27 protein-coding genes are annotated in these 25,754 nt (G+C 59.8%); 18 read left to right on the forward strand and 9 right to left on the reverse strand.

Annotation, left to right across the window (positions count from 1 at the left end; all coding sequences use genetic code 11):
- The first annotated feature begins 3 nt into the window (after positions 1–3).
- Both EZV60_RS05950 and sucD read left to right on the forward strand, forming a co-directional pair.
- Positions 4–1,194, forward strand: coding sequence for a malate--CoA ligase subunit beta (locus EZV60_RS05950; RefSeq protein WP_135503291.1), 1,191 nt, complete (start codon positions 4–6; stop codon positions 1,192–1,194).
- Positions 1,194–2,075, forward strand: coding sequence for a succinate--CoA ligase subunit alpha (sucD, locus tag EZV60_RS05955; protein ID WP_135503294.1), 882 nt, complete (start codon positions 1,194–1,196; stop codon positions 2,073–2,075). The genes EZV60_RS05950 and sucD overlap by 1 nt, the downstream gene beginning before the upstream one ends.
- A 129-nt stretch (positions 2,076–2,204) precedes the next feature.
- On the opposite strand, the gene EZV60_RS05960 is transcribed toward sucD, so the two are convergent.
- Positions 2,205–2,621: a cell division protein ZapA gene (locus EZV60_RS05960; protein ID WP_135503297.1), complete on the reverse strand. Its 417-nt coding sequence runs from the start codon at positions 2,619–2,621 to the stop codon at positions 2,205–2,207.
- On the reverse strand, positions 2,621–3,127 hold the full coding sequence (locus tag EZV60_RS05965; RefSeq protein ID WP_135503300.1) for a hypothetical protein: 507 nt from the start codon (positions 3,125–3,127) through the stop codon (positions 2,621–2,623). Before EZV60_RS05965 ends, EZV60_RS05960 begins: the two co-directional genes overlap by 1 nt.
- Positions 3,128–3,351: 224 nt before the next feature.
- Between EZV60_RS05965 and tkt the strand changes: the two genes are divergently transcribed.
- Complete coding sequence (gene tkt / locus EZV60_RS05970) at positions 3,352–5,370, forward strand: transketolase (RefSeq protein ID WP_135503302.1); 2,019 nt, start codon at positions 3,352–3,354, stop codon at positions 5,368–5,370.
- Positions 5,371–5,449: 79 nt separating this feature from the next.
- The gene (locus EZV60_RS05975; RefSeq protein WP_135503305.1) at positions 5,450–6,661 is read left to right on the forward strand and encodes a PQQ-dependent sugar dehydrogenase; all 1,212 of its coding nucleotides are present in this window, start codon (positions 5,450–5,452) and stop codon (positions 6,659–6,661) included.
- A 68-nt stretch (positions 6,662–6,729) separates the two neighbouring features.
- On the opposite strand, the gene EZV60_RS05980 is transcribed toward EZV60_RS05975, so the two are convergent.
- A complete protein-coding gene (locus tag EZV60_RS05980; RefSeq protein WP_135503307.1) occupies positions 6,730–7,689 on the reverse strand; it encodes a DUF808 domain-containing protein in 960 nt (319 codons plus the stop codon).
- A gap of 172 nt (positions 7,690–7,861) precedes the next feature.
- Here EZV60_RS05980 and gap point away from each other — a divergent pair, with 172 nt between their 5' ends.
- The 5 genes from gap (at position 7,862) to EZV60_RS19040 (ending at position 10,656) form a co-directional block, all read left to right on the forward strand.
- On the forward strand, positions 7,862–8,863 hold the full coding sequence (gene gap, locus EZV60_RS05985; RefSeq protein WP_135503309.1) for a type I glyceraldehyde-3-phosphate dehydrogenase: 1,002 nt from the start codon (positions 7,862–7,864) through the stop codon (positions 8,861–8,863).
- 214 nt (positions 8,864–9,077) lie between these two features.
- Positions 9,078–9,329 (forward strand): PepSY domain-containing protein, encoded by a 252-nt coding sequence (locus EZV60_RS05990; protein ID WP_135503312.1) that lies wholly within the window; start codon positions 9,078–9,080, stop codon positions 9,327–9,329.
- A gap of 56 nt (positions 9,330–9,385) precedes the next feature.
- Positions 9,386–9,925, forward strand: coding sequence for a cytochrome b/b6 domain-containing protein (locus tag EZV60_RS05995; protein ID WP_135503314.1), 540 nt, complete (start codon positions 9,386–9,388; stop codon positions 9,923–9,925).
- Positions 9,922–10,446, forward strand: coding sequence for a helix-turn-helix transcriptional regulator (locus tag EZV60_RS06000; protein ID WP_135503316.1), 525 nt, complete (start codon positions 9,922–9,924; stop codon positions 10,444–10,446). Before EZV60_RS05995 ends, EZV60_RS06000 begins: the two co-directional genes overlap by 4 nt.
- Before the next feature lie 66 nt (positions 10,447–10,512).
- Positions 10,513–10,656, forward strand: coding sequence for a hypothetical protein (locus EZV60_RS19040; protein WP_167853472.1), 144 nt, complete (start codon positions 10,513–10,515; stop codon positions 10,654–10,656).
- A gap of 3 nt (positions 10,657–10,659) precedes the next feature.
- On the opposite strand, the gene coaD is transcribed toward EZV60_RS19040, so the two are convergent.
- The 3 genes from coaD to EZV60_RS06015 all read right to left on the reverse strand — a co-directional run bounded on the left by coaD (position 10,660) and on the right by EZV60_RS06015 (position 12,649).
- Entirely contained in the window at positions 10,660–11,157 is a 498-nt protein-coding gene (gene coaD, locus EZV60_RS06005) for a pantetheine-phosphate adenylyltransferase (RefSeq protein ID WP_135503319.1), read from the reverse strand.
- A gap of 96 nt (positions 11,158–11,253) precedes the next feature.
- On the reverse strand, positions 11,254–11,688 hold the full coding sequence (locus EZV60_RS06010; protein ID WP_135503322.1) for a CBS domain-containing protein: 435 nt from the start codon (positions 11,686–11,688) through the stop codon (positions 11,254–11,256).
- Between the two features lie 64 nt (positions 11,689–11,752).
- Entirely contained in the window at positions 11,753–12,649 is an 897-nt protein-coding gene (locus EZV60_RS06015) for a LysR family transcriptional regulator (RefSeq protein ID WP_135503324.1), read from the reverse strand.
- A gap of 100 nt (positions 12,650–12,749) precedes the next feature.
- Here EZV60_RS06015 and EZV60_RS06020 point away from each other — a divergent pair, with 100 nt between their 5' ends.
- Positions 12,750–14,249 carry a CoA-acylating methylmalonate-semialdehyde dehydrogenase gene (locus EZV60_RS06020; RefSeq protein WP_135503326.1) on the forward strand — a complete coding sequence of 500 codons (1,500 nt, stop codon included), beginning with the start codon at positions 12,750–12,752 and terminating at the stop codon, positions 14,247–14,249.
- Between the two features lie 72 nt (positions 14,250–14,321).
- Here EZV60_RS06020 and EZV60_RS06025 read toward each other — a convergent pair whose 3' ends face one another.
- The gene (locus tag EZV60_RS06025; RefSeq protein ID WP_135503328.1) at positions 14,322–14,666 is read right to left on the reverse strand and encodes a VPLPA-CTERM sorting domain-containing protein; all 345 of its coding nucleotides are present in this window, start codon (positions 14,664–14,666) and stop codon (positions 14,322–14,324) included.
- A 710-nt stretch (positions 14,667–15,376) separates the two neighbouring features.
- Here EZV60_RS06025 and EZV60_RS06030 point away from each other — a divergent pair.
- From EZV60_RS06030 to EZV60_RS06065, 8 genes are all read left to right on the forward strand, one after another.
- A complete protein-coding gene (locus EZV60_RS06030) occupies positions 15,377–16,504 on the forward strand; it encodes a carboxylate-amine ligase (protein WP_135503330.1) in 1,128 nt (375 codons plus the stop codon).
- A 175-nt stretch (positions 16,505–16,679) separates the two neighbouring features.
- A complete protein-coding gene (locus tag EZV60_RS06035; protein ID WP_135503332.1) occupies positions 16,680–17,246 on the forward strand; it encodes a L,D-transpeptidase in 567 nt (188 codons plus the stop codon).
- A gap of 99 nt (positions 17,247–17,345) precedes the next feature.
- Complete coding sequence (locus EZV60_RS06040) at positions 17,346–18,488, forward strand: acyl-CoA dehydrogenase family protein (protein WP_135503334.1); 1,143 nt, start codon at positions 17,346–17,348, stop codon at positions 18,486–18,488.
- Positions 18,485–19,537, forward strand: coding sequence for an enoyl-CoA hydratase/isomerase family protein (locus tag EZV60_RS06045; protein ID WP_135503336.1), 1,053 nt, complete (start codon positions 18,485–18,487; stop codon positions 19,535–19,537). Before EZV60_RS06040 ends, EZV60_RS06045 begins: the two co-directional genes overlap by 4 nt.
- Positions 19,534–20,406: a 3-hydroxyisobutyrate dehydrogenase gene (gene mmsB / locus EZV60_RS06050; protein ID WP_135503338.1), complete on the forward strand. Its 873-nt coding sequence runs from the start codon at positions 19,534–19,536 to the stop codon at positions 20,404–20,406. The genes EZV60_RS06045 and mmsB overlap by 4 nt, the downstream gene beginning before the upstream one ends.
- Positions 20,407–20,509: 103 nt before the next feature.
- Positions 20,510–20,863 (forward strand): excinuclease ABC subunit A, encoded by a 354-nt coding sequence (locus EZV60_RS19330; RefSeq protein ID WP_245306235.1) that lies wholly within the window; start codon positions 20,510–20,512, stop codon positions 20,861–20,863.
- Positions 20,864–21,018: 155 nt separating this feature from the next.
- On the forward strand, positions 21,019–21,399 hold the full coding sequence (locus EZV60_RS06060; protein WP_135503340.1) for a GAF domain-containing protein: 381 nt from the start codon (positions 21,019–21,021) through the stop codon (positions 21,397–21,399).
- Between the two features lie 3 nt (positions 21,400–21,402).
- Complete coding sequence (locus EZV60_RS06065) at positions 21,403–22,269, forward strand: EAL domain-containing protein (RefSeq protein WP_135503343.1); 867 nt, start codon at positions 21,403–21,405, stop codon at positions 22,267–22,269.
- Between the two features lie 5 nt (positions 22,270–22,274).
- Here EZV60_RS06065 and EZV60_RS06070 read toward each other — a convergent pair whose 3' ends face one another.
- Together EZV60_RS06070 and uvrA are read right to left on the reverse strand one after the other, a co-directional pair.
- Positions 22,275–22,655 carry a hypothetical protein gene (locus EZV60_RS06070; RefSeq protein WP_135503345.1) on the reverse strand — a complete coding sequence of 127 codons (381 nt, stop codon included), beginning with the start codon at positions 22,653–22,655 and terminating at the stop codon, positions 22,275–22,277.
- A gap of 67 nt (positions 22,656–22,722) precedes the next feature.
- On the reverse strand, positions 22,723–25,581 hold the full coding sequence (gene uvrA / locus EZV60_RS06075) for an excinuclease ABC subunit UvrA (RefSeq protein ID WP_135503347.1): 2,859 nt from the start codon (positions 25,579–25,581) through the stop codon (positions 22,723–22,725).
- Positions 25,582–25,754: the final 173 nt, after the last annotated feature.

Genomic DNA, 25,754 nt, shown 5'->3' on the forward strand with positions numbered 1-25,754 from the left:
CGAATGGACATTCATGAATACCAGGCCAAGGAACTGCTGAAGAAATTCGGCGTGAACGTGCCCCGTGGCGGGATCGCCTACAGCCCCGAACAAGCGGTCTATCGCGCCTCGGAGTTGTCCGGCGACAAATGGGTCGTGAAGGCCCAGATCCATTCCGGCGCGCGCGGCAAGGCGGGCGGTGTGCGCATCTGCTCGTCCGAGGAGGAGATCTCCGACGCGGCGCAATGGATGCTGGGACGAAAGCTTGTGACCCATCAAACCGGCCCGCAAGGCAAGCTGGTCAGCCGGCTTTATATCGAAGAAGCCACTAATATTGCGCAGGAAATCTATCTGGGCTTCGTGATGGACCGCAAGCTGGAGCGTGTGGTCGTCGTGGCATCGGCCCAGGGCGGAATGGAAATCGAGGAAATCTCGGCGGAAGAACCCGACTCGATTATCCGGTCGGTCGTGGACCCCGCTGTCGGCATGCAGAACTTCCAGGCGCGCGAGATCGCGTTTTCCCTTGGGCTGGAACCAGCACTCATCCCGCAGGCCGTCAAGACCATCATCGGCTGCTATCAGATGATGTGGGAGCACGACGCCAACATGGTCGAGATCAATCCGCTCGTCGTGACCGGCGCCGGAGAAATCGTGGCGCTGGACGCCAAGGTAAGCTTTGACGAGAACGCGCTCTTCCGGCATCCCGACATTTCCGAGCTGCGCGACAAGAGCCAGGAAGACCCGCGAGAGACCTACGCCGGCGACCGCGGCCTGAGCTATATCGGTCTCGACGGCAAGATCGGCTGCATCGTGAACGGCGCGGGCCTCGCCATGGCCACGCTCGACATGATCAAGATGGCCGGCGGCGAGCCCGCCAACTTTCTCGACGTAGGCGGTGGCGCCAGCCCCGAGCGCGTTCTGAAATCCTTCAAGGCGGTGCTCAACGACAAGAATGTCGAGGCGATCCTCGTGAACATCTTCGCGGGCATCAACCGCTGCGACTGGATTGCCGAAGGCGTGGTTCTTGCTGTGAAGGAACTCGACCTCAAGATACCGCTCGTGGTGCGCCTATCCGGAACGAATGTCGAGGAAGGTATGAAATTGCTTAAGGAAAGCGGGCTCGAAATCGAGACTGCGAACACCCTGGCCGAAGCCGCCGAAAAGGTGGTTGGCCTCTGGAAAGCATCTGACGAAACTCTGGCGGAGGCAAGCTGATGGCCATCATAATCAACAGCGAAACGAAGGTGCTTGTCACAGGCATCACCGGGCGGATCGGCTCATTCCACGCCCAGGACATGATCAACCACGGCACAAACGTGGTTGGGGGCGTGACGCCGGGCAAAGGCGGTACGAAGCATCTGGGCCTGCCGGTCTTCAACACCGTCAAAGGGGCGGTCGCCGAAACCGGCGCTGAACTCGTCATTTCGTTTGTTCCGCCCCCGTTTGCGGCCGACAGCATCATGGAAGCAGCCGATGCTGGCATCAAAACCTGCGTCTGCATCGCAGACGGCATCCCCGCGCAGGACATGATCGACGTGAAACGCTACATGCGCCGCTACAAGGAAGAAAAGCGCATGCGCCTCATCGGGCCGAACTGCGCGGGTATCATCACCCCGGGCCAGGCCTTTGCCGGACTAATGCCGCCACATATCTACAAGCCGGGCCGCGTCGGCATCGTCGGACGTTCCGGCACACTGGGTTACGAGGCGGCAAGCCAGATGAGCGATCGGGGCATCGGTGTCAGTTCCTCCATCGGGATCGGCGGTGATCCGATCAACGGATCCAGCTTCAAGGATATTCTTGAACTCTTCGAGGCCGATCCAGAGACCGACGCCGTTGTTCTCGTGGGCGAAATCGGCGGCCCGCAGGAAGCAGAAGCCGCGGAATATATCCGCGATCACATGACCAAGCCGGTCGCGGCGTATATCGCGGGTCTGTCTGCGCCCAAGGGACGGCGCATGGGACATGCTGGGGCGATCGTGTCGGCCTTCGGCGAATCCGCGCAGGAAAAGGTCGATATCCTGCAAGAGGCCGGCGTGACCATCGTGCCAACACCCTCGTCGTTCGGAGAAGTCGTTGCCAAAATGGTCGCCTGACCTCTTCCGCCAATCGTCAGAGACATGACGGTCGGACGGCGACCATGACAAAGCCCCGGCGCCCCATCCCGCGCCGGGGCTTTTTTTACCGGCTGTTTCGTCGGCCAAGTGAAGCGTAAACAGTCGCCATCAGGCCTCGTTGGTCGGACCGGATTGAGCGCCCTGCGCTTCCACCTGTTCAGCGAGCGCTTCGGCCCGCGCCGCGATTTCGGCCATCGCCTCCGTTACCGTGCTCGGTATGACGGGCACTTCGATCTTCTGCGCTTCGGGCGCCGGCGCGTTACGCAGTTGTTCAAGCTCCGCCTCCTTCTCGGCCATTTTATCATCTGCCTCGCGCAGCTTGTCCTGGAAACCGGCCGTCTTGTCGGCCAGCATCAGCCCTGCCATCAGCAGCATGCGCGCCTCGGGAATGCGCCCGATCTGCGCCGACAGCACAGACGCCTCTTCGTCCAGCATCTTGGCGGCGGCATGCAGATAATGCTCTTCGCCTTCCTGGCAGGCGACGTCGAACTTCCGGCCACCGATCTCGATCTGTACCTCTGGCATCAGGCCTCCTCCCTGTCGCTTGCGCCGGCATCCGCATCTGTCGCGCCCTCGATCGCCGCGCTCAGCATGGCGAGGATCGCCTCGGTTTCGGCGCGGTCAGTGGCACGCGTGGCGCGAAGGCTTTCCAACTCGGCCAGCATTGACTTGTTGATCAGGTGCGGCTCGGCCACGCCCGCCTCGTTGGCTTCGCGCAGCGCCTTGTTGTTGTCGCGCAGCTGCTGATTTGCTCGGCGCAAGGCCTGCAGCTCTGTGTCAAGCTTAGTCATTTCAGCCGATTTCGCCTCGCGGGCGGCTTCAAGCTTCTCCTCCAGCGCGTTGCGCTTGGTCCGAAGCGCCTTGATGCGCTCCTGCAGCTGTTCGTTGGCTAATTTCTCGTCATCGAGCGCCTGGCGAAGCTCATTGAGTTCCGCCGGGTCCGCTGCACCGCCCGATCCGGCCTCGATCTGGGTACCGATCCGGTCGAGCGCGGCGTTGATGCGCCTCTGGAATTCCTCGATCTCGCTCATTTCCTCATCCCGTCTGATCATTTTTTATGTTTGCGACCGCGCCCGCCAAACGGCAAGCCACGAATCGCATCGCCCGCGATACGGGTCAAGTCTACCTAATGACACGGGAAAATGCGCCCCCTTCGGAAATGCGGTTGCGGGCCGCCTTGATCTTTGGACCGGGGCTGATATGCAACGGGCCAAGACCTAACCTTATCCTTCTTTCTGGCAAAGGAAGCTGCCCCTTGGATATCGCCGCCCTGCGCTCTGCACACCCCGAACACTGGACCAAAGCCGCCGCCATCCGCGCGCTGACGCTCGATGCCGTGCACGCCGCCAATTCCGGCCATTCAGGCATGCCGATGGGCATGGCCGATGTCGCCACGGTGCTTTTCGAAAAGCACCTGAAGTTCGACGCCGCAGCGCCCGGATGGGCGGATCGCGACCGGTTCATCCTGTCCGCGGGTCACGGCTCGATGCTGCTCTATTCACTGTTATACCTGACCGGGTACGAAGGCATGAGCCTTGAGGAAATCAAGAACTTCCGCCAGTGGGGCGCCAAGACCGCCGGACATCCGGAAAACTTCCTGCACGACGGGATCGAAACCACGACCGGTCCTCTGGGACAAGGCATCGCCAACGCCGTTGGCTTCGCCATCGCCGAGGAAGCCCTGCGCGCGCGGTTTTCGCGCAAGATCGTCGACCACCATACCTATGTGATCGCCGGCGACGGTTGCCTGATGGAAGGTGTCAGCCAGGAAGCTATCGGTCTTGCCGGGCGCCTGGGTCTGTCAAAGCTTATCGTGATGTGGGACAACAACAACATCACCATCGACGGCACCGTTGATCTTGCCGACCGCACCGACCAGATCAAACGTTTCCGCGCCAGCGGATGGCAAGTGGTGGAATGCGACGGCCACAATCCCGAAGAGATCGACGCGGCGCTGACCAAGGCCAAGACGGGCCGTCGCCCCACCATGATCGCCTGCAAGACGCATATTGCGCTTGGCCACGCGGCACAGGACACGTCGAAAGGCCACGGCGCTCTGACAGATCCAGATCAGCTTGCGGCGGCGAAAGCGGCCTATGGCTGGTCGACAGGCCCCTTCGAAGTACCCGCCGACGTGAAATCCGCGTGGGAAAAAATCGGCGCGCGCGGGGCGGTGGACCGCGCCGAGTGGCTCTCGCGGCTTGGCGACATGAGTGAACGCCGCCGCGCCGAATTCGACCGGGTTATGGCCGGTGAGCCCTCAAAGAAGCTGACCGCGCGGATCCGGGCGCTTAAAAAGCAGATTTCGGAAGAAAAGCCCAAGGTCGCCACCCGCAAATCAAGCGAGATGGTACTCGAGGTCGTGAACCCGGTAATGCAGGAAACCATCGGCGGCTCGGCGGATCTTTCAGGCTCCAACAACACCCGATCTGGGGACATGACCGTTTTCGATGAGGGCAATCGCAAGGGCCGCTACATCCATTACGGCATCCGTGAACATGGTATGGCGGCGGCGATGAACGGCATGGCGCTACATGGCGGCATCCGCCCGTATGGCGGCACTTTCATGTGCTTCACGGACTACGCCCGGCCCGCGATGCGCTTGGCGGCTCTGATGAAAATCCCGACCGTGTTTGTCATGACGCATGACAGCATCGGCTTGGGCGAGGACGGCCCGACCCACCAACCGGTCGAGCATCTCGCAATCAGCCGCGCAACCCCCAACACCATGGTCTTTCGTCCCTGCGACACGGTGGAAACCGCCGAGGCTTGGGAAATCGCAATGCAGTCCAAAACCACGCCTTCCGTTCTGTCGCTCACGCGTCAGGGCGTGCCTACGCTGCGTATGGACCATAAGCAAAAGAACCTCAGCGCGCAGGGCGCATATGTTCTCGCCGACGCCACAGGCACCCGACAGGCCATCCTGCTTGCCACCGGATCGGAAGTGGCCATCGCCATGGCGGCGCGCGACATGCTCGAGGCAGAGGGGATCGGGACCCGCGTTGTGTCCATGCCGTGTTGGGAGCTTTTCGAGATGCAGGACGAGGCTTACCGCAAGCGCATTCTGCCCGGCGGTCAGGCCGTGCGCGTGGGCGTTGAGGCGGCGGTGCGGCAAGGCTGGGACCGCTGGCTTTGCGGCGAGCGCGCAAAACCCGGCAAATCGGATTTCGTCGGCATGACCGGCTTCGGGGCCTCGGCCCCCGCCGAGGAGCTTTACGAGAAATTCGGCATCACGGCCGAGAACGTCGTGGCCAAGGTCAAGGCGCTGCTCTGACCGCGGCACCTCGCCGCGCTGCGGAACAGGCCGAAACAATTGGGGGTTTGTCTTTCAGGTAGTTGAAGGAGACCCCCAGATGACCGTCCGTACGATTCTGACGACCACCGCCCTCGCAGCGGCATTCCCCGCGCTTCCTCTTGTGGCGCAAACCTACGAACGCAGCGCCCCTGCGACAGATTTCGCGCCGGCCTTCGAGGCACAAACACGCGCGCCACTAATTGACAGCGGCGTGACCTTGGAGGTTGAGGAAGTGGCGACCGGCCTCGTTCATCCATGGGGGATCGAGGTTCTGCCGGATAATGCCGGCTATCTCGTCACCGAGCGTCCCGGACGTATGCGTCACATTACCCGCGACGGCACGCTTTCCGATCCTATCAGCGGCACGCCCGAGGTCGTCGCCGAAAAGCAGGGCGGCCTGCTCGACGTGGCGCTTGCGCCCGACTTTGCCGATAGCCGTCGGGTTTATCTGACCTACGCCAAGCCTGTGGGCGACAGTCTCTCCGCGACCGCGGCGGCCTATGCGGTGCTGAGCGAGGACATGACCGCGCTCACCGGTCTCACGGACATTTTCGTGCAAGAGCCCGGCGCCACCGCCCCGATGCATTTCGGCTCACGGGTCATCTTCGACGCTCAGGGCCACGTCTTTGTCACCACTGGCGAGCATTCAACTTTCAAGTACCGCGAATATGCGCAGGACCCGTCGAACACCTTTGGCGTCGTGGCGCGACTGACGCTCGACGGTGAGGTGCCACAGGACAATCCCTTCGTCGGCGACGACGACGCGCTCGACACGATCTGGTCATTTGGGCACCGCAACATCCAAGGGGCCATGATACGCGACGGCGCGCTTTGGACCATCGAACATGGGCCCAAGGGCGGCGATGAGCTCAACAAGCCAGAGGCGGGCAAGAACTACGGCTGGCCGGTCATCTCTTACGGGCTGACCTATGGCGGTGATCCGATCGGCTCGGGCAAGGCTCGGATGGATGGCATGGAACAGCCGGTCTACTATTGGGATCCGGTCATCGCGCCGGGCGGAATGATCACTTATGACGGCGACATGTTCAGCGACTGGCAGAATGACGTTTTCATCGGGTCGCTCGCACCGGGCGGTATCGTTCGGCTTGAACTGGAAGATGACCGTGCAAGCGCAGAGGAACGTCTCAGCATGGATCTGGGCCGCGTGCGGGATGTCGAGGTCGATACCGACGGCGCGATCTTGGCAATCACCGATTTCGAGGATGGCAGGCTGGTGCGCCTGACGCCGGAAACCGACGAAGGCAGCTAACCATCGCCATCAGGCCGAGCTTTAGCGCGGCCTCGCGCGCTCAGGGCCGTCCTCCGGGGCGGCCTTTTTCAATGCGCGGCTTTCTCGCCGAAGACCTTGCCCCACACCGGTGCGACCAGCTTGGTGCCGATCGGAATGAGCACGATGCCGAGCACAAGACCAAGCACACCGTCAAGCGCCGCCTTCGCGGACCAGTCAAGCGCCGCTTGCCCGCCTCCGACGGCGTGGGCGGCATGTTCGATGGTCTCCTCGGGCCAGTGCCAGCCCATCTGATGCGCAGTATGCACGATGATCGATCCCCCGACCCAAAGCATCGCCGCCGTTCCGACCACCATCAAAGCCTTCAGGAAATAAGGCATGCCCCGCACGATGCCCCGCCCCACCGCCCGCGTCACGCTGAGCCGACCTGACTTGGCCATGAAGAGCCCCGCATCGTCGGCCTTCACGATCAGCGCCACCGCGCCATAAACCGCCGCCGTGATGCCAACTGCGACCAGCGCCAGCGTTGCCGCTTCCATCCAGAAATTGCTTTCGGGGATGGCCGACAGTGCAATGGTCATGATCTCCGCCGACAGGATGAAATCCGTCTTGATCGCGCCCTTGACCTTTTGCTCTTCCAGATGAGTAGGGTCCTTGTTTTCATGGCTTCCGTCCGGTCCGCCATGGTGCTTGCCGAACCCAAGCGCGTGGGCCACCTTCTCGGCGCCTTCGAAACACAGATAGGAACCGCCAAGCATGAGAAGCGGCGGAATAAGCCATGGCGCAAAATTCGACATGGCAAGCCCGGCAGGCAACAGAAACACCAGTTTGTTGAACAAAGATCCCCGCGCGATGCGCCAGACGATCGGCAATTCCCGCGCAGGTGCAAATCCCTGCATGTATTTCGGCGTCACGGCGGCATCGTCGATGGCGGCGCCTGCCGCCTTGGCGCCGGCCTTGGCCGCCTGCCCTGCAACGTCGTCGATCGACGCCGCGGCCACCTTCACAAGACCCGCCACATCGTCCAGCAACGCCAATAGACCACTCATACCCTCGCCCCTCTCGCTTCTGCCTCATACCGAGTTAGCGCAATCATGGTCACAGGCATCCGATTTGCGCAAACGGTTATCGCTAACACCCTGTCCTCCCGGCATTTTAACCTTTTAGCCCCCCTCTGCCCCGTCTATATCGCGGGCAAGCCACACCAAGGAGACCTGTCTTATGACCATCAAAGTCGGGATCAACGGCTTCGGCCGGATCGGACGCTGCACCCTTGCCCATATCGCCGCCAGCGGGCGCAAAGATATCGAGGTCACCAAGGTCAACGCCACCGGCCCGCTGGAAACCGCGGCGCACCTCATCAAGCACGACAGCGTGCACGGTCGCTTCCCGGGCGAGATCACGCTGGGCGACGGAACAATGGACTTGGGCCGTGGCCCGATGCAGATGTATTCCACTTACGACATGGATGAGCTCGACTGGTCCGGCGTCGATGTGGTGCTGGAATGCACCGGCAAGTTCAACGACGGCGAGAAGGCCAAGAAACACCTGGAACGCGGCGCGGGCAAGGTCCTGCTGTCGGCGCCGGGCAAGAACGTGGACCGCACAGTGGTCTTCGGCGTCAATGACGGCGACCTGCAACCGGGCGAGCGGATGATCTCCAACGGGTCCTGCACCACGAACTGTCTCGCGCCAGTCGCCAAGGTCCTGCACGAGGCGATTGGCATCGAGAGCGGAATCATGACCACGATCCACGCCTATACCGGCGACCAGCCCACGCTCGACCGCCGGCACAAGGACCTCTACCGCGCGCGCGCCGCAGCCATGTCGATGATCCCCACCTCCACCGGCGCCGCAAAGGCTCTGGGCGAAGTTCTGCCCGACCTGAAAGGCAAGCTCGACGGCTCAGCCATCCGCGTGCCCACGCCAAACGTGTCCGCTGTGGACCTGACCTTCCTTGCCAAGAAGGACGTGACGGAGGCGGATGTGAACGAAGCTGTGGCCACAGCCGCCGCAGGGCCGATGAAAGGTATTCTGGGATACGACCCCGAGCCAAAAGTATCGATCGACTTTAACCATACCGAAGAAAGCTCGATCTTCGCGCCCGAGCAGACTCGTGTCACTGGCGGGCGTCTGGTGCGCGTTCTGGCTTGGTACGACAACGAATGGGGCTTTTCGTGCCGCATGGCGGACGTGGCCGTAGCGATGGCAAAGCTGTCGTAAGACCGCACTCTAAGCATCTGATTTAAAAGGCTCCCGATGCGTCGCACGGGGGCCTTTTCGTATCTGCTTTCCTGATGTCGGCACATAAACCTTGGGTGTATACCCGCCCTTGTCCCCCGATCCGCCGATAGAGACACATTCCCGACCTGTCTATTTCGGTCGCGGCAGAGCGCATCCTGCCCCTGCCAGACAAGAAACCGAAAGGACATTTCCCATGACACGCATCATCGCCCTCGCCCTTGCCATCGCCGCAGGCTCCATGGCCGTTGCCTCGGACGACGAAAAACTGAACGACACCGCCAAGGCCTACGAGATCCGCGCCATCCTCGCCGAGCAGGGCTATGAGGTGCGCAAGATCGAGGTCGAAGACGGCATGTACGAGGCCTACGCCATGAAGGACGGGCAACGCTACGAGGTCTATCTCGACAAGCAACTCGACATCGTCAAATCCGAGCGTGACGACTGACGCCAACCGGGCCGGCCCTTTCCCCCGGTGGCCGGCCCCTTCACCGGAGTGAAGCCATGAAAACCTACAAGGTCTGGGACCCCTTTCTTCGGGTCTTTCACTGGACGCTGGCGTCCAGCTTTGTCGCCAACGCCTTTTTCATCGACGAAGACGTGCCCGCCCATGAATGGCTGGGCTACGCGCTGGTCGTGCTGGTGGGACTGCGTCTGATATGGGGGCTCATCGGGCCCCACCATGCCAGATTCTCAAGCTTCGCCCCCAGCCAGACCGAGTTGACCGGTCAGGTGGCCGATATCGCGCTACGCCGCCGACGCACCCATCTGGGTCATTCTCCGCTGGGCGCGCTGATGATTGCGAACCTGTTGCTGACGGTCCTCGCCATAGGAGCCACAGGGTACTTGATGACCACAAACGTCTTCTGGGGTGTCGAATGGGTTGAAGAGGCGCACGAGGCGCTAGTCCTTTGGGCCGAATTCTCGGTACTCGCCCACATCGCGGCGGTTCTGTTGGAAAGCCTGCGCACCGGTGTCAACTTGCCCCGCTCGATGATAACTGGGTGCAAAACGATACCAGACGACGTAAAGCTTGAGACATGACACGCCTCACGCTCGACCGGCCAGGGCCGCTCATGGCCCTCATCGCGGTGCAGATCCTCTGCACCGCCTTCTTTCTGTGGGACGTGGTCGAAGACCTGCGTACCGGCGCCATGGCAGGCGCCAACATCGTCTACGCCTCGACCGAGGTGATCGCCTCGCTGGCGCTCATCCTTGCGGTAATTTTCGAAATCCGCGTGCTCATGGCGCTTCTGCGGCGGCAGGCACATCTGGAAACGCAGGTCTCCGTCGCCGCGGGTGCTTTGGCGGACATCATCGAGACGTATTTCGACGACTGGGGCCTTACACCGGCGGAACGGGACGTCGCCATGTTTGCCATCAAGGGATTTTCCATCGCCGAAACTGCGCGCTTGCGTGGTGCCGCCGAGGGAACCGTGAAATCACAACTCAATGCGGTCTACCGAAAGGCCCACGTGCCCGGGCGGGGCGCCCTTCTTGGGTTGCTGGTGGGCGATCTCGTCGATGCACCGCTGACGTCCCCGACGGATCGAGCCGCCTCCTGATGGCCTTGCGCGATTAGCCCAGCTTGAGGCATATCACGTGCAGTTGATCCCAGACCTGGCAGGCCCATGACCAATTCGATCGCCATTTTTCTCGGCTTCCTGATCGCCGCCAGCCTCGCGTGGGATCTGTCGAGCAACGATCACCAGGCAACGCTTTTCCTGGCGCGCAAGACGATCGACCTGATCGAATGGCTGGCTTTCTGGCGCTAGGGATTAGTCAAGCCCAAGCCGTACGCGCAACGCGTCCCTGACCGACGGCGTCACGAACTTGGACACATCGCCTCCCAGCCGGGCGATTTCCTTGACAAGCTTGCTGGCAATCGCCTGGCTACGGGCATCGGCCATCAGAAACACGGTCTCGATCTTGTCGTCGAGCGCGCGGTTCATGCCGACCATCTGGAACTCGTATTCGAAATCCGCCACCGCGCGCAGACCGCGCACAATCACACTGGCCCCGACGTCCCGGGCACAATCGATCAGCAGGTTCTCGAAAGGATGTGCCACGATTTCGACCCCGGTCTTGGCACTGATTTCTGAGCATTCCGCCTCGACCATGGCCACCCGTTCATCAAGGCTGAACAACGGCCCCTTGTCGCGATTGATTGCGACACCGATCACAAGCCGGTCCACCAATCGGCACGCACGGGTGATGATGTCGATATGGCCCAAGGTAACCGGATCGAAAGTGCCGGGATAAAGACCGGTGCGCATGGGCCTCTCCGTCAATAGTTTGGGCGAAAACAACACCATGCAGCGCGGGATTGCAACCCTCGCATCGATGCGCGCGCCCGGCGGATCAGCTTGGGATTAAAAGCCCATCACCATGCTTTCCAGCGCTTCTTTCTCCATGGACAGTTCCTGCAGGCGCGCCTTGACCACGTCGCCAAGCGTCACCATACCCATAAGCTTACCGTCCTCGACCACCGGCATGTGGCGAAAGCGCCCCTCGGTCATCTTGGCCAGCACCAGCACCGCACTGTCGGTTTTGGAGCAGCACACCGGATCGGGCGTCATCAGATCGCTGACCCTGTCGTTTAGGCAATTGCCGCCGACCACGGCCATGGCACGAACGATATCGCGCTCCGACAGAATTCCGACAGCGTTGGTGCCGTCCTCGGACACGATCAGACCGCCGATGCGATGCTCCGCGAGAAGCTGGGTGGCGTCCGAAACGCTGGTATCCGGCGTCACGGTGATAAGCTGGTCCGTTTCCTTGGCTCTCAGAATCTGCTGAACGATCATAACCGGCCCTCTCCGCTGGACATTTTGTTACCTGAAACCAGCGTCCGACAGAATTAAATTTCTGTCAAGTCTCGGCTTCCAGACGGGCCACCTCGGCGCGTATTCCCTCGTTGAGCGCCTCCGCGAAACGGTTCATGCGTTCCAATCGCCGGTCGTCGGCATGCCGCACGAGGTAGAAACTGCGCGTCAGGCTGAATTCATCGGGCAGGATTTTCTGCATACGGGGAAACCAAGGCAATGCGAAATCATGCATGATCCCCACACCGCCGCCCCGGTGGATCCAATTACTTTGCACCGAAACCGAGTTCGACGCCAGCATCACGCGCTTGACCCCGGTTTCACCGAGATAGTCGAGTTCCTTGTCGAAAATCATGTCGGGAATGTATCCGACGATCCGGTGCGCCTTGAGATCGGCCAACGTCCGGATTTCGGGATTCTGCCGCAAATACCAACGGACGGCCGCGAGATGCAGTTTGTAATCCGTGATCTTCTGCACTGTCAGGCGGCCCGCGGTGGGCGGACTGACGGCAATGACCATATCCGCTTCGCGCCGGGTCAGGTTGAACACCCGGGGCAGCGCAACAAGCTGGATATCAAGATCGGGGTTTTCCTTGGCGATCGCGGTGCAGACCTGCGGCAGAAGGAAATTCGCGGCCCCATCCGGTGCGCCAATGCGGATTTGCCCAGACAGGCCCCCGGCCTGTCCGGCCATTTCCTCGGCGGCTTCCTGCATGGCCTGTTCGGCACGTTCCGCGTGCCCCAAAAGGCGCTGTCCAGCATCGGTAAGAGCGTATCCGGTCGGCGACTTCGCAAAGAGCGGCGCGGCAAGATCCTCCTCCAGCCTGGCGATCCGGCGACCCACAGTTGCGGGATCAAGCTTCAGCCCCCTGCCCGCGCCCGACAGGCTCTCGGCGCGCGCAACGGCCAGAAAGACCCGCATGTCGTCCCAGCTTGGCTCCATGCGCCCCCCTTTGCAAAAGTGCATGTCCCTTTTGAGATATTGCCCCTGTCCCGATGAATTTTGCAACGCTAAGTTATGCACAACTCAAGGAGGATGGATCATGGAAGAACTGACACATTACATCGGCGGCGAGCGGGTCAAAGGGACCTCGGGCCGCTTTTCGGATGTTTTCAACCCCGCCACCGGCGAAGTTCAGGCGAAATGCCCGCTGGCCACGGCAGACGAGTTCGCCAAGGCCGTGGCCATCGCCGAAGAAGCACAGCCCGACTGGGCCTCGACCAACCCGCAGCGGCGCGCCCGCGTTATGATGCAATTTGTACATTTGCTGAATCGGGACATGGACAAATTGGCCGAAAAGCTCAGTTCCGAGCACGGCAAGACCTTTCCAGACGCCAAGGGTGACGTGCAGCGCGGTCTCGAAGTGGTCGAGTACTGCATCGGCGCGCCGGAACTACTGAAAGGCGAATATACCGACAGCGCTGGCCCGGGCATCGATATGTACTCGATGAAACAGCCCTTGGGCGTCTGCGGCGGGATTACGCCGTTCAACTTTCCGGCAATGATCCCGATGTGGATGTTCGCGCCCGCCATCGCCTGTGGCAACGCCTTCATCCTCAAGCCGTCCGAGCGCGACCCGTCGGTACCGATCATGCTGGCCGAACTGATGGAGGAAGCCGGCCTGCCGAAAGGCATTCTGCAGGTGGTTCAAGGCGATAAAGAAGCCGTCGACGCGATGCTGGATCATCCCGTGATCCAGTCTGTTGGGTTCGTCGGCTCGACACCGATCGCCGAATATATCTACGGGCGCGGCTGCTCGAACGGCAAACGCGTGCAGTGCTTCGGCGGCGCGAAAAACCACATGATCGTGATGCCCGACGCAGATATGGACCAGGCTGCGGACGCGTTGATCGGCGCGGGTTACGGCGCGGCGGGCGAACGGTGCATGGCGATTTCGGTTGCCGTTCCGGTGGGCGAGGAAACCGCCGACCGCCTGATTGAAAAACTGGTGCCGCGCATCGAAAAGCTGAAGGTCGGACCCTACACCGCCGGCGACGACGTCGACTATGGCCCCGTCGTGACGAAGGAAGCCAAGGAAAAGATCCTCGGGCTTGTGCAGTCCGGCATAGATCAAGGGGCAGAACTCGTAGTCGACGGTCGGGACTTCTCGCTTCAGGGATATGAAGACGGTTTCTTTGTCGGCCCGCACCTGTTCGACAAGGTAACGCCCGACATGGACATCTACCGCCAGGAAATCTTCGGTCCGGTCCTGTCGACCGTTCGTGCCAAATCTTATGAAGAGGCCATCGGCCTGGCGATGGACCATGAGATGGGCAATGGCACCGCGATCTTTACCCGCGACGGCGACGCCGCGCGTGATTTCTCCAACCGGATTAACATCGGCATGGTCGGTGTGAATGTGCCTATCCCGGTTCCTTTGGCGTATCACACCTTCGGCGGCTGGAAGAAATCTATGTTCGGTGATCTCAACCAGCACGGTCCGGACGCATTCAAATTCTACACGCGAACAAAAACAGTCACCGCGCGCTGGCCCTCGGGCATCAAGGAAGGCGGCGAGTTCAACTTCAAGCCTATGGAGTAAATCCGGCGACGAGCGTAGATACGAAAAGGGCGGCCAAGCGGCCGCCCTTTCATTCATGTCTGATTGGATCGATCAGGTCTTCTTACGCCGACGCAGAGCCGCAAAGCCCCCCAAAGCGCCCAGCATCAGCCAACCAGCGGCCGGAATCGGCACAACGCTCGGTTCATAGTTTACTGTTATGCTTTTTAGCTTGAATCTGTCGCCGGAACCCGATGCGCCAATTGAGAATATGGAATGGGTCCCAAACCCAGCCAGAGATCCGCTTTCTGCGATACTTCCTGACGAATCCGAACAGCTTGAAACGATGCAGTTCGCAGTATTCGTTTGCGTATAGGACAAAACAGAACCGGAATCATTGTAAGTACCGAGCGAAAAATCATCGATTGATGACCAATAGCTGAACTTCGCCGATGCCATGCTTACAGCCTTCGAAAAGGACAACTTGATCAGTTCGTCCGTTCCGTCACTGTCGACCTGATGGGAATCTCCGCTATCCGTACTGTAAACACCCAAGCCGGTATTCCACCATCCCAACCTGACCTGCGTACCGAAATCACCGTTGGCAAGCTATTCGTGTGCAGTTGCTGTTACTGAAAGACCCGTGGCTGGATCGGTCCAAGACAACGAACCAGTGGTTGTCGTGCCTGGACCGCCAAAATGGAATGTTACCGTTGATGCGCTTGCAAGTGTTGCGCAAAAGCTAAGCGCGATTCCAGAAATCAGTGTTTTCAACATTTTCGTCGTACCTTCCCCATAGGACCACTTAACAAAAAACGAAACAGACAAGTCATGTAACGGTACTCAACCGTCATGCGAGTCTCACGCCTCGATATACAATAGCCTGTGTTCGAGGAACACAAAAACGCCATATTTCAGAAGCTTAGAAACAAATTGTTTCACGATTTGCAACAAAGCCGGTGTCATTTCCATGTGCGCGAGGGCTCATAACAAAGAAAACCGGCAGATCGGCCGAAGAGCGGCTCCAGCCACCTTGCAAGACTGGATTACTTGGGTCGTTTGGAAGCTGAAGACGTGTTTTAGCTTCAAACTCAAGATGCCCGCGCATTTTAAGACACTTGCCAAAGCTGCTTTGAACCCGCTCTGATAGCCAAAGTACAGGAGGCGGCATGGAAGACCCGGCATTCACCATTGGGATCGAAGAAGAATATCTTCTGGTAGATCGCGACAGCCTTGCGCTTGCCGAGGCGCCCGAGGACCTCATGGCCGCCTGCGCGGCGGAACTGGAGGATCAGGTCGCACCGGAATTCCTCAAATGCCAGATCGAGATCGGCACCAAGGTCTGCGCCAATGTGGCGGAAGCGCGCGAAGATCTGCAGCGGCTGCGCAGCACCGTGTCCCGCGAGGCAGCCAAGCACAACCTTACGCCGATAGCCGCATCCTGCCATCCTTTTGCCGACTGGCGTGAACAGCACCATACCGACAAGGAGCGCTACAACGCGCTCTCCTCCGATCTCGCCGGCGTCGTGCAGCGTATGCTCATCTGCGGCATGCATGTTCACGTGGGGATCGAAGACCCTGACCGCCGGGTCGACCTAATGAACCAGCTTAGCTATTTCCTGCCTCATCTTCTTGCGCTGTCGACGTCTTCACCTTTCTGGCAAGGGCGCGACACCGGGCTCGACAGCTATCGACTGACCGTATTCGACAACCTGCCGCGGACCGGTCTGCCGCCACGCATGGAAAGCTTTTCGGAATTCGAACGCGCGGTCGGTATCCTGACCCAGGTCGGCGTGATCGAGGACAGCTCCAAGATCTGGTGGGACCTGCGCCCGTCGTCGCATTTTCCAACAATCGAGTCGCGCATCTGCGACGTGCAGCCCCGGCTTGAGCATACGTTAATGCTGGCCGCGATCACCCAGGCAATCACGCGCCTGTTGTGGCGGTTGGCCAAGAAGAACCAGCGCTGGCGCATCTATGACCGGTTCCTGGTCAGCGAGAACCGGTGGCGCGCCCAACGTTACGGGACACGCGAAGGTCTGATAGACTTCGGTCGGGGTGAGATTGTTCCCATGGCCGAATTGCTCGAGGAAATGATCGAGCTTCTCCAAGAAGATGCCCTTTTCTTTACCTCGCTCGGGGAAATCGAAACGGCGCGCGACGTTCTGCGCACCGGAACCTCCGCCACACGCCAACGGTCCGCGTATCAGGAGGCGCGCAAGGCTGGCGGCGATCATGACGCCGGTCTCGCCGCGGTCGTGCGTCAATTGATCGAAGAGTTTCACGAGGACCTTTAAATCCACCGGGTGAAGGCCTGTTCTCCAGACAACTCAGCTGGTTCGACCCTGAGATCGGCTCTCGTGCCTTCACCTTCCTGTGAGGGCGACGATTTGCACATACTTCGCCCTCGCAATTCGATGCGTTACCGGCCATCTGATGGTCCAAACGTTTTCAAAAAACGGAAGGTGTTTGATGTCTCAATCCCGCTTCTCCCGCCGAACCGCGCTTTTGGGCGCCGCAGCCGCTTTGATCACGCCGACACCCGGGCGTGCACAGGACGCCAGCTCCGCGACCTTTAATCGCCGCAACGCGTCTTCCTTCGTGACCCGCGAATGGCGTGATTATTTCGACGATCTCGGCGTTGGCCGGATCGTATGCGACATCGACAGCCGCGCGCTGCATCATTGGGACAGTGACGGGACCTATACGTTGTACCCATCTTCCGTACCGCAGACCGAAGATCTTACCAAACGCGGTTACACCGAGATCGTGCGCAAGAAAGTTGGCCCGACCTGGACTCCGACGGCCTCTATGAAAGAACGCGATCCGTCGTTGCCTGACTTCATGCCCGCCGGGCCGGGAAATCCTCTCGGCACCCATGCCATGTATCTGGATTGGCCGGCATATTTGATTCACGGGACGCATGACACGCGCAAGATCGGAAGGCGATCTTCCTCGGGCTGCATCGGGCTCTATAACCGGCATATCGAAGAACTTTTTGGAAAGACCGAGATCGGCACCAAGGTTCTCCTTCTCTGACTTTTCTTTTCCCTGGACCGCAGACTTGCCATACTGCAGCAACCGCTGCTAATTAAACGCGCGTTCAATTAGCAGCTACATGCCCCGGGGGAGACCGCGATGGATTTCGCGCTGAGCGAAGAACAAACGGCTATTTTTGACATGGCATATGCCTTTGGCCAGGACCGGATCGCGTCGCATGCGCGCGATTGGGAAAAGGCAGGCACAATCCCCAAAGAGCTTTGGCCAGAGGCCGGAGAGCTTGGCTTCGGCGGGCTTTACGTGAGCGAGGCATCAGGCGGTGCGGGCCTGAGCCGGCTTGATGCGACACTTGTCTTCGAGGCGCTGTCGATGGCCTGCCCGTCCGTTGCGGCATTTCTGTCGATTCACAATATGTGCGCCCGCATGATCGACAATTTCGGCAGCGACGAGATGAAGGCACGCGTCTTGCCCAAAGCGATTCCGATGGAAACGGTTCTGTCCTATTGCTTGACCGAACCAGGTTCGGGTTCTGACGCGGCGGCGCTCAAAACCCGGGCGGAGCGGACCAACGACGGATATCGGCTGAATGGAACCAAGGCCTTCATTTCCGGCGGAGGATATTCCGATGCGTATATCGTCATGGTCCGCACCGGCGAAGACGGCCCGAAAGGCATCTCGACCGTCTACGTCGAAGACGGCACTCCGGGGCTGAGCTTTGGTGGTCTGGAAGACAAAATGGGTTGGAAGAGCCAGCCAACCGCTCAGGTCCAGTTTGACGATTGCAACATTTCTGCCGAGAATCTTGTCGGGGAAGAGGGTAAAGGTTTCACATATGCGATGAATGGCCTCGATGGCGGACGTCTGAACATCTCTGCCTGCTCATTGGGCGCTGCACAACAGGCGCTCAGCATGACCAAAGGTTACATGAGCGAGCGTAAAGCGTTTGGAAAATCCATCGATCAATTTCAGGCGCTGCAATTCCGGCTTGCGGACATGGAGATCGAACTCCAGGCTGCACGCACCTTCCTGCGGCAGGCCGCATGGAAGCTCGACACGGACGCCTCCGATGCCACCAAGTTCTGCGCCATGGCGAAAAAGTTCGTGACCGAGGCCGGAAGCCGCATCGTCAACCAGTGCCTGCAACTGCACGGCGGTTACGGCTATCTCGCCGACTATGGCATAGAGAAATTGGTTCGCGATCTGCGCGTTCATGAAATCCTGGAAGGGACGAACGAGATTATGCGCCTGATTGTCGCGCGGCAAATGCTGGCCGAGGCATGAGCGACATCGACATTCGCATCACGGGCCGCGCTGGCCGCATCACCTTGACCCGCCCCAAGGCCCTCAATGCCATGTCCTATGACATGTGTCTGGCCATCGAGGACGCGTTGGATGCTTGGGTCGATGACGATGAGGTCAAGCTCGTCATCATCGACGCCGAGGGCGACAAGGCTTTTTGTGCCGGTGGCGACATCCAGCAACTCTACGACACCGGACGCGCGGGCGACTACGCCTATGGGCAAAAGTTCTGGCGCGATGAATACCGTCTCAATGCGAAGATCGCCGAATATTCCAAGCCGTACATAGCCTTCATGCAGGGCTTTACGATGGGCGGCGGCGTGGGCATCTCTTGCCACGGCTCGCATCGCATCGTCTGTGAGAGCAGCCAGATCGCCATGCCCGAATGCGGCATCGGCCTCGTGCCGGATGTGGGCGGTTCTCTGCTTTTGGCGCAGGCACCGGGGCGGCTGGGCGAGTATCTGGGCCTGACGGCCGCCCGCATGGGCCCGGGAGACGCAATCTATGCAGGCTTTGCCGATACGTTCATCCCGCGATCTGACTGGCCCGACCTGATCAGGCAGCTTGAGGAAACCGGGGATCTGGAGCATATAACCGCGAAGTCCGTAGTAGAGCCCGCAGGACAGCTTGTGGCGGATCAGGCCGAAATCGACGCCTCTTTCGCGGGCGAAGATCTGCTGTCAATTGTGAACGCCCTGAAGTCGGCCTCCGCAGACCTGCCCCAATCCGCGCTCAAGGCGATGAACCGAAACTCTCCCTTATCGATGGCTTGCGCGGTCGAAATGATCCACCGCCTGCGCGGACCGGCTGCCGATATTCGCCGCGCGCTCGACCTGGAATACCGCTTTACTTTCCGAGCGATGGAACACGGCGATTTCCTTGAAGGCATCCGCGCCGCTGTGATCGACAAGGACCGACAGCCGAATTGGCAACATGATCTGGACCGTCCACCCAGTCTTGCGGCCTCACGAATGCTGATGCCGTTGGGCGAGAACAAACTGACATTCGACAAAAAGGAAGAAGCGCCATGAAAATCGGATTCATCGGATTGGGTAATATGGGCGCCCCGATGGCGGCCAACCTCGCCAAGGCCGGGCACGAAGTGGCTGGTTATGATACGGCGGATGTCACCGTCGATGGTGTGAAGCGTGCGGAAAGCGCGGCGGAGGCCGCAAATGGCGCGGATGTGGTGATCACGATGCTCCCCAACGGTCAGATCCTCCGCAAGGTCGCCGAAGAGATCATCCCGACCATGGAAACCGGCGCGATCCTGCTCGATTGTTCGACGGTAGATGTGGACAGCGCCCGCGCCGTGGCCGATCAGGCGGCCGGCTCAGGCCTTCGTGCGCTTGACGCTCCTGTGTCGGGCGGCATTGGCGGCGCGCAGGCCGGCACTTTGACATTCATGGTCGGTGGGGACGACGACGCTTTCGAAACAGCCAAGCCACTTTTCGAAATCATGGGTCAGAAAGCCGTGCATTGCGGCCCCTCGGGCAACGGTCAGGCCGCCAAGATCTGCAACAACATGATCCTCGGCGCGACGATGATCGTTACGTGCGAGGCTTTCGCGCTGGCGGACAAGTTGGGCCTCGACCGGCAAAAGATGTTTGACGTGGTTTCGACCTCGTCCGGTTACAGCTGGTCGATGAATGCCTACTGCCCTGCGCCGGGAATCGGTCCGCAATCCCCCGCAGATAACGACTATATCCCCGGCTTTGCAGCAGAGCTCATGCTCAAGGACTTGCGTCTGGCCATGCAAGCCGCGGAAGGTGCCGATGCCGACACGCCACTGGGGGAAGCGGCCACCAACCTTTATACAGAATTTGTAGAAAACGAAGACGGCGCCGGTCGCGATTTTTCGGCCATGTTGCCGCGATTTGAAAAACGCGGTCGAAGCTGATCCGGATCATCGGCCCCTTTCCGCCGACAGAATTGAATCTGGGGAAACAATTCGCATCTGGGGCTTTATACAAGTGACTGGTCAACGACCGCGGAGATAAACCATGATACGGATGCCCTTAATCATCTTGGCGACGACCACCACGCTTTTCGGCTTGGCCGCAGAAGCCGACAACTACAAACCCGGCAAGGGGCATAGCGCGAATGCGGCGCGGGCGGCCGACTGCCCGCCTGGACTGGCCAAGAAAAACCCGCCCTGTGTTCCGCCGGGGCAGGCGCGGAAATACGGACGCGGCGATATCATCCGGGACGACTATCGGATCATCCGCAACCCTGGCCGTCACGGTCTGGACGACGACGAAACCTATTACAGGGTTGGGGATTACATTTACCGGGTCGACCGCGAGACGCGCGAAGTGCTTGACCTGATCGGCGCGGTCGCTCGCGTCTTGGACTAGTGCGCGTCAGAGCGCAGAGCGGGTATTTCGGCGGGCCAATATACCGTTCGTCGAGGTCTATAAAACGCAGGGTATTTGCTCGCCGCGCGGCAAGATTTCGGTAACGCCACCTTGCGCATGATGTTTGCGCAAGGGACACCGAAAGGACAGCCGCCATGACCTCGCCCCCGCAGGCCGAGAACTTATTGTGCCGGGCCACAGGCTTCGCCACACATGCGCCGGATGAGATTGTCCAATCTGCGCTTGAGTTCGTACGCGGCCATCTGCGGATGGAAGTGGCCTATCTGTCCGAGTTCGTGGACGACACACTGGTCTTTCGCGCCGTCAGTGCACCGGGTTTCGAGGACCAGTGTCATGTTGGCGGCATCATGCCGCTCGATCAGGTGTATTGTCGCCATATCCTCGATGGTAGTTTGCCAGAGCTTATTCCAGACACGCGCGCCGAGCCTATTTGCCAAGAAATTGCCATCACCCACCACGTTCCTGTCCGCTCTCATGTCTCTGTTCCGATCCGGCGTAAGGACGGACGCCCCTAAGGAATGTTTTGCTGTCTCAGTCGGGAGACACGCGCAGATCTTACGAACCGCGATCTTGAGGTGATGCGGGCCTTTGCCGGACTTTCAGCCGATCAGATCAACACGCATATCGCCATGCGGCTTGAAGAGGCCGAGTTGCGCAACCGTCTTCACCAGATTATCGGCAAACGGGACTTCGATCTCGTCTACCAGCCGATTTTCGCAAGCCGGGATCTCGCGCCCTGCGGGATTGAGGCGCTGTGTCGGTTCCGGTCTATGCCCTATCGCCCACCGAATCTCTGGTTTGAAGAGGCCGCTCTGGCAGGTCTGCAAATTGAGCTTGAAGCAGCGGTGATCAAGGCGGCCCTGCCCATGCTTCGGATCCTGCCGGCCCACATGTATCTTTCGGTCAATGCCTGCCCGGAAACTGTCGCATCCGGTCGGCTAAGAGAGGTCTTTGCAAATGTCCCGGGATCGCGCCTTCTGCTCGAAGTGACAGAGCACGCGCGGGTCGAAAACTACGATTCGCTGTTGTCGGCTCTGAAGGAACTGCGTGATATGGGCATCCGCCTTGCAATCGATGACGCCGGCGCAGGATATTCGGGCCTGCAGCATATCATTCGATTGCAACCGGACGTGATCAAACTGGATATGTCATTGACGCGCGATATCGACACTGACGTCGTGCGCAGGTCACTCGCAGGCGCACTCGTCCGCTTTGCTGAAGAAATTGACGCAAAGATCGTGGCGGAAGGTGTTGAAACCAAGCCGGAAATGACAGTTCTAAAGGATCTCGGCGTGGCGCTCTTGCAAGGCTATCTGCTTGCGAAAGCCATGCCCGCTGCTGAGCTCATGGCAAGTCTGGCCTCGTTACGAAAATCCAGCGCCTGATCCCTTCAGTTCTGCAAACGCAGATCCAAGTGACGCGACAAAGACCGACAGTACGTCATCCATTCCCGGAATTCCTCAGAGAATACGATCATGGCGCCACGTTTATCCCAATGCGCCTGCTTTTGGGGACAAAGACGCGCCACATAGTCCCTTGGATTGGCCTGACCTTCGATGATCGCCTGTCGCTCTGCCGCCGCTTGAAGGACCGCCGCAGCCTGTTCCAGCTTTTCGCCCTTGCGTGTCAACGGCCGCGCCGGAACGAGACGGTTCGACATCGTATAGAGCGCCGCACAATCCATCAGGCTTTCGCTAATCGGTTGCCCAGCATTCACGGGCGAACCAAGTCCAATCGCAACAGCCAAACCCGAAACCAGGCTCTTCTTCATAACATCACCGCTCTGACGCTGAGTCAGCGCCGATCATGTTCACGCAATGCGGTCAAAATATGGCCGCTTATTCGGCTGCGACCTTGCGAGCAGTCAACATATCCTTGAGATACCGGCCGGTATGGCTGCGCTCGACCTGCGCGACGTCCTCGGGCGTGCCCACAGCGACGATCTCTCCGCCACCGTCACCCCCCTCCGGGCCAATATCGATGAGCCAGTCCGCCGTCTTGACCACATCGAGGTTGTGTTCGATCACCACCACTGTGTTGCCGCTATCGACCAGTTCGTGCAGCACCTCCAGAAGCTTTTTCACATCCTCGAAATGCAGACCAGTGGTCGGCTCGTCGAGGATATAGAGGGTGCGGCCTGTCGAGCGTTTGGAAAGTTCCTTGCTCAGCTTCACGCGCTGTGCCTCGCCACCGGACAGAGTGGTCGCTTGCTGACCCACTTTGATGTACCCCAAGCCCACGCGCATCAGCGCATCCATTTTTTCGCGGATCGAGGGGACTGCCTTGAAGAACTCCTGCGCGTCTTCAACTGTCATATTAAGAACATCGGCTATGCTCTTGCCTTTCCAGGTAATTTCTAGCGTCTCACGATTGTACCTTGCGCCGTTGCAGGTTTCGCAGGTCACGTATACGTCCGGCAGGAAATGCATTTCGATTTTGATGACGCCATCGCCCTGGCACGCCTCACATCGCCCACCTTTGACGTTGAACGAAAACCGGCCCGGTTTATAGCCACGCGCCTTCGCCTCGGGCAGTCCGGCGAACCAGTCGCGGATGGGGGTGAACGCCCCGGTATACGTCGCCGGGTTCGACCGCGGGGTCCGTCCGATTGGCCGCTGGTCGATATCGATCACCTTGTCGAGATGCTCTAGCCCCTTGATCGTTTCGCACGGCGCCGGTGTCTGCCGCGCGCCGTTCAGGCGCATCGAGGCGGTTTTGAACAGCGTCTCGATCGTCAACGTGGACTTGCCGCCACCTGATACACCGGTGACGCACACGAATTTTCCAAGCGGGAATTCCGCGTTGACAGATTTGAGATTATTTCCCTCCGCCTTGACGATCTTGATCGACTTCTTGTTGCCTTTCCGACGTTTCGCAGGCACCGAAATCTCTCGTACCCCTGCAAGATACTGGCCGGTGATCGAGCCGGCATCAGCCATCACCTGCTCCGGTGTGCCGTGGCTGACAACCTTGCCACCGTGCACACCAGCGCCCGGGCCGATATCGAAAACGTAATCTGCGGTCCGGATCGCGTCTTCATCATGTTCTACAACGATCACGGTGTTGCCTTGGTCGCGCAGGTTTTGAAGGGTCTGCAGCAATCGGCCATTGTCACGCTGATGCAAACCGATCGAGGGCTCGTCAAGCACGTAGAGCACGCCGGTCAGGCCGCTGCCGATCTGGCTGGCCAAGCGGATCCTCTGACTTTCCCCACCGGACAATGTACCTGCAGACCGGCTGAGCGTCAGGTATTCAAGCCCGACATTGTTGAGAAAACCAAGCCGTTCGCGGATTTCCTTCAGGATGGCGCGGGCGATCTCGTTTTTCTGCGCAGTGAGATGCTCGGGTACGGTCTGGCACCATTCGAATGCCTCGCGGATCGACATTTGCACCACCTGCCCGACGTGCAGACCTGCAATCTTAACCGCCAATGCCTCTTCGCGCAGACGATAACCGTCACAGGTGCCACAAGGCCGGTTGTTCTGGAACCGCTCGAACTCTTCGCGTACCCAGCTTGAGTCGGTTTCGCGATACCGGCGTTCCATGTTCGGGATAACGCCCTCGAAAGTCCGGGTCACATCGTAAACGCGCCCGCCCTCGTCATAGCGAAACGGGATTTCCTCTTCGCCCGAGCCGTAAAGAAACACCTGCTTTACATGCGCCGGAAGATCCTTCCATCGTGCGTTGCGGTCAAACTCGTAATGTCTGGCGATCGCCTCGATCGTCTGTAGAAAATACGGGCTCTTGCCTTTTCGCCAAGGAGCGATTGCACCATCCGCGATCTTGAGCTGTTCGTCCGGCACCACGAGCCGCTCATCAAAGAACAACTCCATACCAAGACCGTCGCAGTCCGGGCAGGCCCCAAACGGCGCGTTGAAGGAAAACAGTCGCGGCTCGATCTCGGGAATCGTGAAGCCGCTGACAGGGCAGGCGAATTTCTCACTGAATGTAGTGCGCTCAGGCTCCCCTTCTTTGGGCGCTGTTTCGAAGATCGCAATTCCGTCGGCCAGATCGAGCGCCGTGCGCAGGCTGTCGGCGAGACGCGTTTCAATGCCTTCCTTTACAACGACCCGGTCCACCACCACGTCGATATCGTGTCGGAATTTCTTGTCGAGGGTCGGCGGTTCGTCCAGGTCATGAAAACTGCCGTCGACCTTGACACGTTGAAATCCCTGTTTGCGCAGCTCCAGAAATTCCTTGCGGTACTCGCCCTTCCGATCGCGCACGATCGGCGCAAGCAGATAGCCACGTGTGCCATCCTCCATCGCCATGATACGGTCGACCATATCCTGCACCTGCTGTGCTTCGATGGGTTTGCCGGTGGCCGGGCTGTAGGGCGTGCCGACACGCGCGAACAGCAGGCGCATGTAGTCATAGATTTCCGTCACGGTACCAACCGTCGACCGGGGGTTCTTGCTCGTGGTCTTTTGCTCGATGGAGATCGCCGGACTCAGCCCCGCGATGTGGTCCACATCGGGCTTTTGCATCATGTCGAGGAATTGCCGCGCATAGGCCGAAAGACTTTCGACATAACGGCGCTGTCCCTCGGCATAGATCGTGTCGAAGGCAAGGGACGACTTCCCGGACCCCGAAAGCCCGGTGATCACCACAAGGGCGTTGCGGGGAATATCAACATCAATTCCCTTGAGATTATGCTCGCGCGCACCGCGCACTTCGATATGCTTCAACTCGGCCATGTAATCCCCCGGTCCGATCTTCGCCTTAAATAGGCGAGAGCGGACAGTCTTCCAAGGTAAAATTGCGAACGAAGCATGAACGCGCGAACACGTCGCAGGGCCCCGCGTTGCATCCGACCGGAATACCAAACGCAAACAAGGGGCAAAGCCCCTTGTTTAGCATTCCTTGGGCG

It is taken from the genome of Roseovarius aestuariivivens (assembly GCF_004761875.1).
GTDB classification, from domain to species: Bacteria; Pseudomonadota; Alphaproteobacteria; order Rhodobacterales; family Rhodobacteraceae; genus Roseovarius; species Roseovarius aestuariivivens.

Coding starts and splice junctions, on each gene's coding strand:
- EZV60_RS06045 (WP_135503336.1), top strand. CDS start 18,485: ATGAGCGACATCGACATTCGCATCACGGGCCGCGCTGGCCGCATCACC.
- EZV60_RS06030 (WP_135503330.1), top strand. CDS start 15,377: ATGGAAGACCCGGCATTCACCATTGGGATCGAAGAAGAATATCTTCTG.
- gap (WP_135503309.1), top strand. CDS start 7,862: ATGACCATCAAAGTCGGGATCAACGGCTTCGGCCGGATCGGACGCTGC.
- EZV60_RS06025 (WP_135503328.1), bottom strand. CDS start 14,666: ATGGCATCGGCGAAGTTCAGCTATTGGTCATCAATCGATGATTTTTCG.
- EZV60_RS06015 (WP_135503324.1), bottom strand. CDS start 12,649: ATGGAGCCAAGCTGGGACGACATGCGGGTCTTTCTGGCCGTTGCGCGC.
- EZV60_RS06000 (WP_135503316.1), top strand. CDS start 9,922: ATGACACGCCTCACGCTCGACCGGCCAGGGCCGCTCATGGCCCTCATC.
- EZV60_RS05995 (WP_135503314.1), top strand. CDS start 9,386: ATGAAAACCTACAAGGTCTGGGACCCCTTTCTTCGGGTCTTTCACTGG.
- EZV60_RS06020 (WP_135503326.1), top strand. CDS start 12,750: ATGGAAGAACTGACACATTACATCGGCGGCGAGCGGGTCAAAGGGACC.
- EZV60_RS05975 (WP_135503305.1), top strand. CDS start 5,450: ATGACCGTCCGTACGATTCTGACGACCACCGCCCTCGCAGCGGCATTC.
- sucD (WP_135503294.1), top strand. CDS start 1,194: ATGGCCATCATAATCAACAGCGAAACGAAGGTGCTTGTCACAGGCATC.
- coaD (WP_135503319.1), bottom strand. CDS start 11,157: ATGCGCACCGGTCTTTATCCCGGCACTTTCGATCCGGTTACCTTGGGC.
- EZV60_RS06010 (WP_135503322.1), bottom strand. CDS start 11,688: ATGATCGTTCAGCAGATTCTGAGAGCCAAGGAAACGGACCAGCTTATC.
- uvrA (WP_135503347.1), bottom strand. CDS start 25,581: ATGGCCGAGTTGAAGCATATCGAAGTGCGCGGTGCGCGCGAGCATAAT.
- EZV60_RS06035 (WP_135503332.1), top strand. CDS start 16,680: ATGTCTCAATCCCGCTTCTCCCGCCGAACCGCGCTTTTGGGCGCCGCA.
- EZV60_RS06060 (WP_135503340.1), top strand. CDS start 21,019: ATGACCTCGCCCCCGCAGGCCGAGAACTTATTGTGCCGGGCCACAGGC.
- mmsB (WP_135503338.1), top strand. CDS start 19,534: ATGAAAATCGGATTCATCGGATTGGGTAATATGGGCGCCCCGATGGCG.
- EZV60_RS19330 (WP_245306235.1), top strand. CDS start 20,510: ATGATACGGATGCCCTTAATCATCTTGGCGACGACCACCACGCTTTTC.
- EZV60_RS19040 (WP_167853472.1), top strand. CDS start 10,513: ATGACCAATTCGATCGCCATTTTTCTCGGCTTCCTGATCGCCGCCAGC.
- EZV60_RS05990 (WP_135503312.1), top strand. CDS start 9,078: ATGACACGCATCATCGCCCTCGCCCTTGCCATCGCCGCAGGCTCCATG.
- EZV60_RS05980 (WP_135503307.1), bottom strand. CDS start 7,689: ATGAGTGGTCTATTGGCGTTGCTGGACGATGTGGCGGGTCTTGTGAAG.
- EZV60_RS05950 (WP_135503291.1), top strand. CDS start 4: ATGGACATTCATGAATACCAGGCCAAGGAACTGCTGAAGAAATTCGGC.
- EZV60_RS05960 (WP_135503297.1), bottom strand. CDS start 2,621: ATGCCAGAGGTACAGATCGAGATCGGTGGCCGGAAGTTCGACGTCGCC.
- EZV60_RS06070 (WP_135503345.1), bottom strand. CDS start 22,655: ATGAAGAAGAGCCTGGTTTCGGGTTTGGCTGTTGCGATTGGACTTGGT.
- EZV60_RS05965 (WP_135503300.1), bottom strand. CDS start 3,127: ATGAGCGAGATCGAGGAATTCCAGAGGCGCATCAACGCCGCGCTCGAC.
- EZV60_RS06040 (WP_135503334.1), top strand. CDS start 17,346: ATGGATTTCGCGCTGAGCGAAGAACAAACGGCTATTTTTGACATGGCA.
- EZV60_RS06065 (WP_135503343.1), top strand. CDS start 21,403: ATGTTTTGCTGTCTCAGTCGGGAGACACGCGCAGATCTTACGAACCGC.